Here is a 13,404-nt window from a genome sequence, read left to right as displayed (position 1 = left end):
CCCGCCGCCTCGACGGTCACCTGGCCGTCGCCGGGGGCGGGGACGAGCTGCTCCGAGCGCACCGTCAGGGCGGTGAGCCGGCGCAGCGCGAGGACCGCCATGACGCCGATGCCGAGCAGCACGCCCTTGCCCAGCCCGAGGAGGACGACGCCGCCGAGGGTGGCGAAGTAGGCGGGGGCCTCGCGGTGGTGGCGCAGGTCGCGGACGTGCGCGAGGTCCATCAGCCGGCAGCCGAGCACGACGAGCAGCGCGGCGAGGGCGGACAGCGGGATCTGCTCGATGATCGGCCCGCAGGCGAGGGCGAGCACCAGCACCCAGACGCCGTGCAGGACGGACGACAGCCGCGTGCGGGCGCCCGCCTGGAGGTTGGCCGTGCTGCGGACGATGACGCTCGCGATCGGCAGGCCGCCGAGGAAGCCCGACACCATGTTCGCGACGCCCTGGGCGCGCAGGTCCTTGTCGAGGTCGGAGCGCGGGACGCCGGCGGGCCGCAGGCGGTCGACCGCGACGGCGCACAGCAGCGACGCGACGGCGGCGACGACGCCGACGGAGACGACGGCGCCGGCGATCCCGCCCGGCGGTCCGTGCGGCAGGACCGGCGGCGCCCACTCCTCCATGAGCGAGGCGGGCAGGTCGACGCGGGCCGTCTCCCAGCCGAGCGCCCACGCGGCCGCGGTGGCGGCGGCGATGGCGGGCAGCGGGCCGGGGACCAGTCGCGGCAGCGCGCCGAACCGGCCGCGCTTCGGCAGTCGGCTCCAGCAGAGCAGGATGAGGATGGTGAGGCCGCCCAGCAGCGTCGTGTGGGTGTGCGGTGCGGCGAGCTGCCCGGGGAGTTCCCGCAGGTCCTCCAGGGACGACTGCTGCGGGTTGCCGCCGAGCACCACGTGCACCTGGGCGAGGACGATGACCGCGCCGATCCCCGCCAGCATGCCGTGGACCACGGCGGGGGAGATCGCGAGCGCGGCGCGGGCGACCCGGGCGGCGCCGAGCGCGAGCTGCAGCGCCCCGGCGAGCAGCGTGATGGTGCAGGTGGCGCGCCAGCCGTACTCCTGCACGAGGCTGAAGACGATCACGGTCAGGCCCGCGGCGGGACCGCTGACCTGCAGCGGGGACCCGCCGAGCGCGCCGGCGACGACACCGCCGACGACGGCGGCGACGAGCCCGGCCGCGACCGGGGCGCCGGAGGCGACCGCGATGCCGAGGGACAGCGGCAGTGCGACGAGGAAGACCACGAACGACGCGAGCACGTCGCGCCGCAAAGTGGACACGTTGAGTGTGTTTGATGTCACTCAACGTATATAACCAGCGTTGAAGCGCGATATCGACTCGCACTCCGACACAGTGAGGGTAGACATCCCTTACGTACCGTTACGCCGTTAAGTGGGGTAGGTCACGGCAACGCGAAAGGGCCGCCGGACGGTTCGTCCGACGGCCCTCGCAACGCGGCGGGCGCCCTCAGCGGCGGTAGTCGCGGTGGTTCTCCCAGTCGTCGCCCTGGTAGCCGCCCTGGCGGCCGAATCCGGGGTCGTACGCCTGGGTGGAGTTCGGGTCGCCGCTCTGGGCGCCCGGGTCGTGCGGGGCGGACAGCGGGTCGTTGCCGCTGTAGCTGCTCCCGCTGAAGTCGCCGTAGGCGCCGGCGCCGCCGGACCCGGACTCGCCGCCGTAGGCGTCGCGGCCGCCGCTCAGCGGGTCGTCGTAGCGGTTGCCCTCGCCATACGACGGGGACGCGGGGTAGCCCTCGCTCTGGCCGCCCTGCGGGTAGCCGCCGGAGTTGCCGAGGCCGCCGCCGGGGGACCAGGGACCCGTCGACGAGCCCTGGCCCGTCCCGGGACCGGCCCCGGTGGAGCCGCCGTAGGAACCGGTGGCGAGCGGGTCGCTGAGCGGGTCGCCCAGGGGCCCGCCGTAGGACGAGCCGCCCGAGTCCCCGGACGGGGGCCCCGAGGAGCGCTGCCGGTCGCTCTGGATGCGCTGGAGGAGCTCGTCCACCGTCGGCAGCTTGTGGTTGTCGGTGTCGGGCCCCGAGCCGCCGGGCGCCGCGGGCTCGTCGGTGCGGCCCAGGGGCAGCCCCAGCGGGTCGGACGGCGGCGGCGCGGGCGGGCCCTGGTTCGGGCCGGTGGAGCCCGGCCCCTGGTTCGGGCCGGTCGAGCCGGGGCCGGAGGCGCCCAGCGGCATGTCGAAGGCGTCCGGACGGCCCGGAGGCGGGGACGCGGGCGTCGGACGGCCGCCGGAGGCGAGCGGGTCGCCGCCGTAGGGCTGCGGCTGCTCGGGGAGGCCGTACGGGGCCGGCTCCGGCGGCATGCCGGGCTGCTGCGGCTCGGCGTAGGGCTGCTGCCGGTCGCCGCCGTACGGCGGCTGCTGCTCGGGTCCGCCGAAGGGCGGCTCGGCGGAGCCGTACGCGGGCTGGGCGTCCTGGCCGCCGTAGACGTGCTGGTCGGGCCCGCCGGGAGCGAACGGGGCGTGCGCGCCGGGACCGCCCTGCATGCCGGGGCCGCCGGCCAGGTCGGCGGGGATCGGGTCGAGCGCGGTCGCGCCCGGGTCGCCGCCGCCGAACGGGGAGCCGCCCTGGAACCCGCCGGGGCCGCCGGGGGCCTGCTGCGGGCCGGTCGGGGCGGGCTGGCCGCCGGTCTGGCCGGGACCGCCGGGGCCGGGCGGGCCCTGGTTGGGCGGGCCCTGCCCGGGGCCGCCCGGGGCGCCGAAGGCACCGCCTTCCTGGCCCAGGGTGACCGTCTGGTTCATCCCGTGGTCGGGGACCTGCGGGTCCTGCTCGGCGTACTGGTCGCCGTACTGGTCCCCGTACTGCTGCTGGTCCGCGTACTGCTGGTCGCCGTACTGGTCCGCGTACTGGTCGCCGTACTGCTGGTCCCCGTACTGCTGGTCCCCGTACTGCTGGTCGCCGTACTGGTCGCCGTAACCGTCGTCGCCGCCCTGCGCGTGCAGCGGGTCGGCGGCGTGGTCGCCGTCGGGACGCTGCCCCTCCTGGTTGTGCTGCCAGGGGAACTTGGGCTTGTCGAAGGTGATCGTCGCCCAGTAGTCGTCGTCCTCCATCTCGTCGGACGCCTGACCGGAGGGCGGGGGAGCCGGGGGGCCCTGCTGGCCCGCGGGCGCGGCGAGCGGGCCGCCCGCGCCGGCACCCGCGCCCGCGACGCGGCGGTCGGGGCCGGGAGCGGGCGCACCGTAACCGCCGTCGTCGTAGCCGTAGTCGTCCGGCCCGTTCATCTCGTCCTGCTGCGCGGCGCCGCGGCGGCCGCGCGGTTGCGGCTGCTCGTCGTCCATCCAGTCGTCGTCGTCGCGACCCGCCTTGCTCGCCCGCAGACCCAGGACCACGAGGACGACGACGAGGACGACGACGACCAAGAGGCCGAAGACCACGATTGCTGAAGTCATGCCACCACCCAATGCCTTGGCCCGGCGAGCGCCGCCGGCGCGGACGCGTGGTCCGTCCCGATCGCCGCCGACGGCCGGCCGTCCTCGGAGCCGGTCCGATTCTGTCCGACCGCTATGACCGTTGTCACACCCTTAGTGCTCATAGACACCCTCACACGGTCCGCACCGATCGGTCGAACCCGCCGGTCGTCGACCCGCCGCCAGGTCCCACGGTCAACGCGCCCGTTCGGCGCCGAAGTTCCCGGTGATCCGGCCCCGGCCCACGGTGTGCTCGGCGATGGCGCCGAGCGACTCGTCCAGCGGCGCGCTCTCGTCGAACGGCGCTTCGCTGTCGAGCGCGTAGATGGTGAACCGGTACAGGTGCCGTTCTCCGCGCGGAGGGCACGGCGGTGCGTAGCCCACCTTGTCTCCCGTGGTCAGTCCCTCGACGGCGTTGTCCAGCCTGGCGCCCTCGACGATCTCGTGCGTGGTCCCGTCGATGCCCGCGATCACCCAGTGGACGTAGGAGCCCTCGACGTCCGGGTCGTCCACGACGATCGCGAACGACCGGGTGTTCGCCGGCGCCCCCGACCAGATGAGCGGCGGGGTCTTGCCCTGCCCGCCAGGGTACGTCGTGCAGCCGTACCGCGTGGGCAAGACGCCGCCATCGCGGAAGACCGGGCTGGTCACGGTGAACCACTCCGACAGCTCGGCGCTCTCCTGCTCGGGGCCGCCGATCAGCCCGCACCCGCTCAGCGTGCCCGCGAGCGCCAGCGCGGCCGCCGCGGCCAGGACCGGACGCCGTTTTCTGCTCATCATCGATACGCTCCCGCGCGAGTTCGCACGGCGCGCTCCGCCGGTCCGACTTCGTCCCGGCCGGATGCCCGCGCGGGCGGCGCCCCCTTCCCTTCCCTCGTCCGCCCCAACCTTAGGGGTTCGGCGGCGGTGGGTCGGGACTTTCGGGCCGCGAGGCGGAGGCGTCCACCGGTCGGACGGATGTGAGGTGCGTCATGCGTACTTCATGCCCGATCGTCGAGAACCGCGCGAAGGAGTGGTGAAGTTCACAGCCCTTGCAGCGGTCTAGTTTGCCGTACCGGGAAGTTTTGTAGATCTTTCCTGGTTGTGGGTTGGTGCAAGGAGCATTCATCGAGTAGTTTGTGAATGTCTTCACAAGCCGACCGTGACATTGGAGGGCCGCAATGGCCAGGACCGCCGAGGAGACCCCTGGCGCTCCCCACATCCTCATCGTGGGTGGCGGCTATGTGGGCATGTACACCGCGCTTCGCCTGCAGAAGAAGCTCCGCAAGGAGCTGAAGCGGGGTGAGGTCAAGGTCACCATCGTTGACCCCAACTCGTACATGACGTACCAGCCGTTCCTTCCCGAGGCCGCCGCGGGCAACATCTCGCCCCGGCACGTCGTCGTCCCGCTGCGCCGCGTCCTGCCGAAGTGCACGGTGCGCAAGGCCCGGGTGACCGAGCTCAACCACGACGAGGGCTGGGCCATCGTCCAGCCGCTGGCGGGGCCGCCGGAGCGGATCTCCTACGACTACCTGGTCATGGCGGCCGGCGCGGTGCCGCGGCTGCTGCCGATCCCCGGCCTGGCCGAGCACGGGATCAGCCTCAAGACGGTCGGCGAGGCGATCCACCTGCGCAACCACGTGCTCGAGCAGCTCGAGATCGCCGAGTCGACCGACGACGTCGAGCTGCGCCGCAAGGCGCTGACGTTCGTCTTCGTCGGCGGCGGGTTCGCCGGCGTCGAGGCGGTCGCCGAGCTCGAGGACATGACGCGCGACGCCACCAAGTACATGCGCAAGGTCACCCCGGAGGACCTGCGGTTCGTCCTCGTCGAGGCCGCCGACCGCATCCTGCCGGAGGTCGGCCCGGACATGGGCAAGTGGACGGCCGAGCAGCTCCGCGGCCGCGGCATCGACGTGAAGATGAAGACGTTCCTGCAGTCGGCCGAGGACGAGATCGTCGAGCTGTCGGACGGCAGCCGCTTCCCCGCCGGGACGCTCGTCTGGAACGCGGGCGTCAAGCCGTCGCCCGTCGTCCGCAGCGGCGACCTGCCGGTGGACGAGCGCGGCCGCGTCAAGGGCACCGAGTACCTCACGGTCGAGGGCCTCGTCCGGGCGTTCACCGCCGGCGACAACGCCGCGATCCCGGACCTGACGCAGGAGGGGCAGTTCTGCCCGCCGAACGCCCAGCACGCGGTGCGCCAGGCGAAGCTGCTCGGTGACAACATCGTCCGGTCGCTGCGCGGCAAGACGCTCAAGCCGTACGTGCACAACAACCTCGGCGCCGTCGCCGGGCTCGGCCTGCACAAGGGCGTCGCGAACCCGATGGGCTTCAAGCTCAAGGGCTGGCCGGCGTGGTTCTTCCACCGCAGCTACCACGGCGCGATGGTCCCGACCTTCAACCGCAAGATCCGCGTCATCGCGGACTGGACGCTCGCGCTGTTCCTCAAGCGCGAGACCGTCTCGCTCGCGACGGTCGAGCAGCCGCGCGCGGACTTCATCCTCGCCGCGCTCGACGACGAGAAGCTCCGCGAGGCGAAGGCCAAGGAGAACGCCGCCTGACCCGCTCCGCGCAGCGCGGACCCGAATGCCGGACGCCCCGGCGGTCGATCGACCGCCGGGGCGTCCGGCGTTGCACCCCGATCCGAGCGGACGGGCCGTGCCTCAGGCCCGCTTCTTGAAGGCGCGGAGGGAGAGGGGGGCGAAGACCAGCGAGAATCCGACGCCCCAGGCCAGCGCGATCAGCGCGTGGTCCATGACGGGGCCGCCGACGAGCAGGCCGCGCATCGCCTCGACGAGCTGCGTCACCGGGCTGTTGCGCATGAAGAACGCCAGCGGGCCGGGGATGCCCTCGGTCGTCGGGATGAACGCGGTGCTCAGGAAGCTCAGCGGGAAGATCACCACGAATCCGAAGATCTGCACCTTCTCCGGCTCGTTCACCATCATCGCGATGAAGACCGAGATCCACGAGAAGAGCACCGCGAACGCCAGCAGGAGGAAGAACGCGGTGAGCAGGGCGAGGACGCCCGTCTCGATCCGGAACCCGATCGCGAAGCCGACCAGCAGCAGGATCGCCATCGACCACGCCTGCTTGGCGGTGTCGGCGATGATCCGCCCCGCGAGCGGGGAGAGACGCGAGATCGGCAGGCTCCGGAAGCGGTCGAAGACGCCCTTGGTGATGTCGGTGTTGAGCCCGAACCCGGTGCTCATCCCGGCGAACAGGGCGTTCTGGGCGATGATGCCGGGGATGACCACCGGCAGGTACGCCTCGACGCTGCCGGCCATCGCGGGGCCGAACACGTAGGCGAACAGCAGCACGAACATGATGGGCTGGATGGACAGGTCCAGCAGCTCCATCGGGTTGTGCTTGATCTGCACCAGGTTCCGCCACGCCAGCGTGGCGACGTTGCGGGCGCCGGTGCCGGGCGAGACCCGCTTCGACAGGTTCGGCGGGGGAGCGGTCGCGGTGCTCATCGGGAAATCCCTTCCTTCTCCGCGGCCCGGCCGGCGTCGCCCGCCGCGTCCTGCGCCTCGGCTTCGGCGTCGTCGGTGTGGTGGCCGGTGAGGGCGAAGAACACCTCGTCCAGGCTCGACTTGCGCAGCGACATCTCGCCGACGGTGACGCCCTCCTCGTCGAGGCGGCGGACCACGGCGGGCATCAGGCCCGGGTCGGTGATCGGCGCGGCCACCAGGCCGTCCTTGAACTCGGGGGCGGTCTCGGCCAGCTCGCCCACGATCCGCGCGACCGCGTCGGCGTCGCTCTCCTTGATCGGGCGGACCTCGAGCACCTGCCCGCCGACCTGCGCCTTCAGCATGTCGGACGTGCCGTGCGCGATCACCGTGCCGCGGTCGATCACGATGATGTCGTCGGCGAGCTGGTCGGCCTCCTCCAGGTACTGCGTGGTGAGCAGCACGGTGACGCCGTCGTCGGTCAGGCCGCGGACGATGTCCCACAGGCCGTTCCGGCTGCGCGGGTCGAGGCCGGTGGTCGGCTCGTCCAGGAACAGGATCTGCGGCCGTCCGACGAGGCTCGCGGCCAGGTCGAGCCGGCGGCGCATCCCGCCCGAGTAGGTCTTCGCGGCCCGCTCGGCGGCGTCGGTGAGCTGGAAGCGGTCGAGCAGTTCCGCCGCGCGGGCCTTGGAGTCGCGCCGCGACATCCCGAGCAGCCGGGCGATCAGCACGAGGTTCTCGGTACCGGTGAGCATCTCGTCGACCCCGGCGTACTGGCCGGTCAGCCCGATGAGCTGGCGGACCTTGTGCGCCTCCCGGACGACGTCGAAGCCGCCGACCCGGGCGCTGCCCTCGGTGGGTTCGATCAGCGTGGCGAGGATCCGCGTGGTGGTGGTCTTGCCGGCGCCGTTGGGCCCCAGCACGCCCAGCACCGTTCCGGCCTGGGCGGTGAGCGAGACGCCCGCCAGCGCCTGAGTGTCGCCGAACCGCTTCACCAGGCCCTCGGCCTGGATCGCGTAGGACATGAGGTCTCCTAGGAAAAGTGGTGTGCCGGACTGTGCCCCGCGCGCGGACACGCCAACCTACGACCTGCCCCGAGCCGGAAGCATTCGGTTTTCGCCGCCCCGCCGCCTGCGCTCGGCGTCCCTTCACCTTCGCATCCGGGTCTGACAGAACGCTGACACGGCGCTGATCGCCACCGCGCACCCGCGCCCGGACGCGCCGGGGCCCTTACACTCGCGGTGTGACGTCGGTGCGGCGCGACCTGCACGGGGACGGCGGGAGGCCGCACCCGCCGCGGTTGCGGGCGCCCGCGCACCGCGTGTCCCGGCGCGCGATCGCCCACTGGGCGATCGAGTACCTGCTGCTGTGGGGGCTGGGATTCGGCCTGTCGCTCGGCGTGGCGGCCTGGCTCGGCGACGCGCGGGCCGAGTGGCTTCCCGGCTGGCTGTCCGACCGCGTCGGCGTCCTGCCCTGGGTCGTGGGCGCCGCCGGGCTGCTGATGGTGACGGTCGCGCCCGTCTGGCGCTACCGCGTGCACCGCTGGGAGGTCAGCGCCGACGTCGTGTACACCCGCACGGGCTGGTTCAGCCGCGAATGGCTGCTGGTGCCGGTGAGCCGCATCCAGACCGTCGACACCGAGCAGGGCTGGATCGAGCGGCTGCTCGGCCTGGCCACCATCGAGATCAACACCGCCTCCCACACGGGTTCGTCCGAGGTCTCCGGCCTGCCGGCGGGCGTCGCGACCCGGCTGGCGGACGACCTGGCCCACCGGGCCCACGACCTCCGCGACGACGCCACGTGACGCCGCGCGGAACACCTGACGAAGCGGAAACCCCACATGTCTCCGACTCGCCGGACGTCCCGGACTCATCGGCGTCCGGCGAGACGGGGGTCCGGCGGCTGCATCCGCTGACGTTCGTGGTCGGGGCCGTCCGGGAGCTGATCGCGCTGCTGGCGGCCGGGGCGACGGGCCTGGTGGTGGGCGGGCTGTCCACGGCGTTCTACTTCACCCTCGCGGGCCTCGGGATCGGCCTGGTGTTCCACGTGGCGGGCTGGGCGACGTTCACGTACGCGGTCCGCGACGACCGGATCGAGCTGCGCCGCACGCTGATCGGCCGGTCGGTGAAGAGCATCCCGCGCGACCGCATCCGGGGCGTGGACGTCAGCACGTCGCTGCCGCACCGGACGCTGGGCCTCGCGGTCGTCCATGTCGACGCCGGCTCGGAGGGCGGGGAGGGGACGCTGAACGCCGTCTCGCGGCGGGAGGCCGAGCGGCTGCGGCGGGTGCTGCTGGACCGGGCGGCCGACGAGCCGGCGGGGGGCGGGGCGCCGCCGCGCCGCGTCCTGGCCCGGATGCGGCGCCGCTGGTTCGTGTACGCCCCGCTCAGCGGCGCGTACCTGCTGACGCCGTTCGCGCTGGCGGGCAGCCTCCTCGGGACGCTCTACAACCTCGGCGACGACCTGGGTCTGATCACCCGGGAGCGCGTCGAGACCGTCGGGCACGAGGTGGTGGGGCTGCCGGCGGCGGCCGTGGTGGCGCTCGCGGTGCTGGCGCTGTTCGCGCTGCCGGTCATGTCGGTGATCGCGTTCAGCCTGTTCAACTGGGATTTCACCGTCGCGGAGCGGAACGGCTCGATCGTCGCGGAGCGCGGGCTGGCCACGCGGCGCAGCGTGACGCTGGAGCGCCGCAGGCTGCGCGGGGTGGAGCTGGCCGACAACCCGCTGGAGCGGCTCGGCGGCGTCCGGCGGCTCGGCGCGCTCGTCACCGGGCTCGGCGACGCGGCGCACCGGGGCCGGCTGCTGCCCGCCGCGCCCCGTCCGGTGGCGGAGGAGCTGGCCGCGCGGGTGGTGGGCGCGGTGCCCGGCCCGCTGCGCCGCCATCCGCGGGCCGCGCGCGGACGCCGGGTGGTGCGGGCGGTCGCGCCGCCGGGGGCCGTCGGGGTGCTGGCGGTGGCGGCGGGACGCCCGTGGATCGCGGCGGCGTGCGCGGTCCTGGCGCTCCTCGCGGTGCCGCTGGGGCTCGACCGGTACCGGCAGCTCGGGCACGTCACCGACGGCGGGCGGCTGAGCGTCCGGTCGGGATCGCTGAAGCGGCGCCAGGTGGTGGTGGAGCACGGCGCGATCGTCGGCTGGCGGTTCCGGCGGACGCTGTTCCAGCGGCGGCTGGGCCTGGCGACCCTGGACGTCGCGGTGGGCGCGGGCGACGGCGGCTACCCGGCGATCGACATGTCCGAGGAGGACGCGGTCGCGTTCGCCGCCGAGATCACGCCCGACTGGGTCCGCCCCTTCCTGGAGAAGTGACCGCCCCGCCCGCGGGGCGGGCGTCCGCGCCGCGGCCCGGTCGCGGGGCGGGGGTCACTCGGGGCGCCGGGCGCCGAACATGATCTCGTCCCAGGACGGCACGGAGGCCCGCTTGCCCTTGGACTTGCGCCGCGCGCGCGCCGGTCGCTGCGTCGCCGGTGAGGCGTCCGCGGCGGCCGCCGGGGGCCCGGTGACGGGCTTGTCCTGCGCGGCGGGCATGGTCGGGCGCGTCGCGGGCTTCTTCTTCGGGGCCGGACGGGCGGGCTCGCGACGCGGCGCGCGCGGCGGCGCGGGCTTGGCCTTCTCGCGGGACGCCTGCTCGCGGGCCGCCGCCGGTTCGGCGGGCCCCTGCTCGCGTGCGGCGGGCTCGCGTGCGGCGGGCTCGTCGGCGGGCTCCCCGGCCGCGGCGGCGGGCTCGGCCGCGGCCTCGGCCGCGGGCTCGTCGGCCGGGGGCTCGTCGGCCGTGGGCTCGTCCGCGGGCGTCTCGGCCGCGGTGTCCGCGTGCGTCTCCGGCTCGTCCGGTTCGCCGGCCGGACGGGCGTCGGCTTCGGCGTCGTCCCGCTCCGGGGCGGGCTCGTCGGCGTCGGCCTCGGCCGCCTCGTCGGCGGTGTCCGGGCGCGCGTCCTCGTCCGTCTCGGCGGCCTCGGCGGCGGGTTCGGGGGTCTCCTCGTCCTCGCCGGCGCGCTCCCGCGGCGTCTCGTCGGCCGCCGGCTCGTCCTCGGCGGCCGGGGCGTCCGCCGGTTTCGCGGCCTCCGCCGGGGCCGTGAGGCCCTCGATGCCCTCGATGCCCCCGAGCTCCTCCAGGGACGGCTCGGGCGCGCGGCGCCACGGCGCCTCGCTGGGGCGGGCCTCGGGGCGCGTCCCGGCGGACGGCGCCTCGGGCTCGGCGTCGTCGAACGGGCGGATGGGCTCGCGGCCGGCGGCGGCCTCGCGGGGGCGCCCGGGGTCGCGGCCGCCGGGGAACGCGGGGCGCGGGTCGACGATGCGGCCGCGCTCGACGATGTACTCGCGGGGCTCGGCGGCGCGCAGCGGCGGCTCGGACGCGCGCTCGAGCGGCGGCTCGGGGTCGGCGGGCAGGCCGCGCCCGAAGTCGCGCGGGCCCACCTCGCGGATCTCGCGGCCCACGTCGCGGCCGTCGGTGACGACCTTCATCGCGGGGCGGCGGGGGACCAGCGGGGTGACGGTGTCGGAGAGGTCGTCATCGTCGTCCCAGTCGCCGGCGCTGAGCCGCGCGGCGATCTCGTCCAGCGGGGAGACGTTCCGGCGGCGCGGGTCGAACGCCCACTCGGCGGCGTGCGGGCGGCCGTTGTCGAAGAAGGAGAGGCGGACGCGCCAGGTGCCGTCGTCGCACTTCCAGGCGTCCCACTCGACGTCCTCGAGGTCGACGCCGCCGCGGCCGAGGCGCTCCTCGACGGTCTCGCCGAGCGGCGGGCCGGGCGTGGACTCGCCGGGCCGCCGGACGGTGACGCGCTGCGCCTGCTGCGCCATGTACTCGCGTTCCTGCAGGACCGGGCCCTCGAACCAGCGGACCCGCTCCACGGGGATGCCCGCGGACTCGGCGATCTCCTCCGCGGTCTCGCCGGACCTGATGCGGGCCTGGATCTCCTTGGGACGCAAGGGACTCTCCACTTCGATCTCGAACTGGCCGAGGCGGGAGAAGTGCCCACGGACCGCGGCGCGGAGCCGGTCGTCGACGGGCAGGGTGAACCGGGTGCCTCGGCCCGCGGTGGCCAGGACGAGGTACGTACCGTCCTCGCTGACCGCGACGAGGCGCAGCTCCTGCATGCGTGTCCTTCCTGCCCTGTCCTGACGGCACGGAGGGCGCCGGACCGCGAGCCGGATGCGAGCGCGTCACCGCTCCCGCACCGCCCGGCCGTCCGTTGCCCGCCGAGGGCGCATGCGTGCCCTTCCCCCGGGTTCCCGAGTCTCTCTTCCGGACACACCTGCTGCCAGCACCGTACCCGGCATGTCCGAACATCGCCGCTCTCGAAGCCCCCTCCACGTCGAGGAAGGAGGCGCCTGACCAAGCTTGCCGGTGCCCGGGTCCGGCCGAAGGCCCTCTGTCTGAAACTTGAGGAACCTTTTCCCCACTGTGCCGCACGCGAACGCCCGTCTCCACCCGGTTCGCGTAGCGAGCGTCACGTTGCGGTTCGGAACACCGTGATCGTCCGGTTAGTTTCGATTCCGGAGACTTTGGGGGATTCAACGGGGGTGAATCGGGGTAATGCGCCGCAAGCTTCCCGATCTGAGCACGACGCAGGTGATCGCGAGCGGGGTCGCGACGGCCGTCGCCGCGATCGGCGCGTCCTTCCTGGGGGTGTACGGGACGGTCATCGGCACCGCGCTGATGAGCGTGATCTCGACGGCGGGCGCCGCCGTCTGCAAGCACTACCTGGACCAGGGGCGCGACCAGATCCGGGACATGTCCCACGTGCACGGCGCCGCGCGCCGCCGGGAGACGGCCGAGGACGCGGCGGAGGAAGCGACGAGCGCCGACCCGACCCGGACCGCGGTCTGGCCCGCGGGCGCGGACCCGGCCCGCACGATGGTCCGGCCGCCCGGCGGGGACCCGAACGCGACGCGGCTGGACGCGGGCGCCGGCCTCCTCGACGGCCCGCACGGCGACCCGAACGCCACCCGGCTCGACGGCCCGCACGGCGACCCGGGGGCGACGCGGGTCGACCCGGCCCGCACGGTCGCCGGCGCGCTCGCCGCGGAGGCGGGCGAGGACGCCTGGCGGCGGGTCGCCCGGCGCTCGGCCCTGGACGAGACGCTCGCGTGGGCGAAGCAGAACTGGGTGAAGCTCGCGGCGTCGTCCGCCGCGGTGTTCGCGGTGGTGCTCGGCGGGATCACGGTCTACGAGGCGACCACCGGCGGTCCGATCGGCGGCGGCAGCGGCGGCGGCCTCACCGTCACGCACGTCCTCGGCGGCGACGGCGACGGGTCGGGCGGCCGGGTCGAGGAGACCCCGACGGACGCGCCGACCGGTGGGGGCACCGCGCCCGCCGAGGCCCCCGCCGAGAGCCCGGCGGAGGAGGCGCCGACCGGCGGCACCGGCGAGTCCGGCGGCGAGACCGGGACGGACCCCACGGGCGGCGCGACGCCCGGACCGTCCGGCGACGCGCCCACCGGCGGGACGACGGACGAGCCGACCGGGCCGCCCCCGACGACGGCGCCCGAGACCCCCGACACGCCCACCGCGTCCCCGCCGTCCGGCGGCGGCCAGGAGCAGCAGAACGGGACGGACGCGGACACCGGGAACTGACGCGGTCGC

Annotated in this window: 10 protein-coding genes; 4 read left to right on the top strand and 6 right to left on the bottom strand. The window is 74.6% G+C overall.

Translation table 11 applies throughout. The features are described 5' to 3' along the window. The 3 genes from DMH08_RS21600 to DMH08_RS21590 form a co-directional block, all read right to left on the bottom strand. The coding region (locus tag DMH08_RS21600) for a SulP family inorganic anion transporter (RefSeq protein WP_267898564.1) at positions 1-1,268 on the bottom strand (1,268 nt) is incomplete at its 3' end. A 187-nt stretch (positions 1,269-1,455) separates the two neighbouring features. Beyond that, the gene (locus tag DMH08_RS21595) at positions 1,456-3,384 is read right to left on the bottom strand and encodes a hypothetical protein (RefSeq protein ID WP_125617317.1); all 1,929 of its coding nucleotides are present in this window, start codon (positions 3,382-3,384) and stop codon (positions 1,456-1,458) included. A 213-nt stretch (positions 3,385-3,597) separates the two neighbouring features. After that, positions 3,598-4,179, bottom strand: a complete 582-nt coding sequence (locus DMH08_RS21590; RefSeq protein WP_034516391.1) for a YbhB/YbcL family Raf kinase inhibitor-like protein — start codon at positions 4,177-4,179, stop codon at positions 3,598-3,600. Positions 4,180-4,631: 452 nt separating this feature from the next. Here DMH08_RS21590 and DMH08_RS21585 point away from each other — a divergent pair, with 452 nt between their 5' ends. After that, positions 4,632-5,939, top strand: coding sequence for an NAD(P)/FAD-dependent oxidoreductase (locus DMH08_RS21585; protein WP_026400675.1), 1,308 nt, complete (start codon positions 4,632-4,634; stop codon positions 5,937-5,939). A 102-nt stretch (positions 5,940-6,041) separates the two neighbouring features. On the opposite strand, the gene DMH08_RS21580 is transcribed toward DMH08_RS21585, so the two are convergent. Together DMH08_RS21580 and DMH08_RS21575 are read right to left on the bottom strand one after the other, a co-directional pair. After that, positions 6,042-6,851 (bottom strand): ABC transporter permease, encoded by an 810-nt coding sequence (locus tag DMH08_RS21580; protein ID WP_125617315.1) that lies wholly within the window; start codon positions 6,849-6,851, stop codon positions 6,042-6,044. Beyond that, positions 6,848-7,852, bottom strand: a complete 1,005-nt coding sequence (locus DMH08_RS21575; RefSeq protein WP_125617313.1) for an ATP-binding cassette domain-containing protein — start codon at positions 7,850-7,852, stop codon at positions 6,848-6,850. Before DMH08_RS21575 ends, DMH08_RS21580 begins: the two co-directional genes overlap by 4 nt. Before the next feature lie 218 nt (positions 7,853-8,070). Here DMH08_RS21575 and DMH08_RS21570 point away from each other — a divergent pair, with 218 nt between their 5' ends. Both DMH08_RS21570 and DMH08_RS21565 read left to right on the top strand, forming a co-directional pair. Then, positions 8,071-8,631: a PH domain-containing protein gene (locus DMH08_RS21570; protein WP_125617311.1), complete on the top strand. Its 561-nt coding sequence runs from the start codon at positions 8,071-8,073 to the stop codon at positions 8,629-8,631. Between the two features lie 116 nt (positions 8,632-8,747). Continuing rightward, positions 8,748-10,130 (top strand): PH domain-containing protein, encoded by a 1,383-nt coding sequence (locus tag DMH08_RS21565; protein ID WP_233617723.1) that lies wholly within the window; start codon positions 8,748-8,750, stop codon positions 10,128-10,130. Between the two features lie 54 nt (positions 10,131-10,184). On the opposite strand, the gene sepH is transcribed toward DMH08_RS21565, so the two are convergent. Continuing rightward, on the bottom strand, positions 10,185-11,915 hold the full coding sequence (gene sepH / locus DMH08_RS21560; protein ID WP_125617307.1) for a septation protein SepH: 1,731 nt from the start codon (positions 11,913-11,915) through the stop codon (positions 10,185-10,187). 439 nt (positions 11,916-12,354) lie between these two features. Between sepH and DMH08_RS21555 the strand changes: the two genes are divergently transcribed. Beyond that, positions 12,355-13,395 (top strand): hypothetical protein, encoded by a 1,041-nt coding sequence (locus DMH08_RS21555; protein ID WP_125617305.1) that lies wholly within the window; start codon positions 12,355-12,357, stop codon positions 13,393-13,395. Positions 13,396-13,404: the final 9 nt, after the last annotated feature.

It is taken from the genome of Actinomadura sp. WAC 06369, assembly GCF_003947565.1.
Classification (GTDB): Bacteria; Actinomycetota; Actinomycetes; order Streptosporangiales; family Streptosporangiaceae; genus Spirillospora; species Spirillospora rifamycini.
This window is presented reverse-complemented; position numbering and strand designations above follow the sequence as displayed.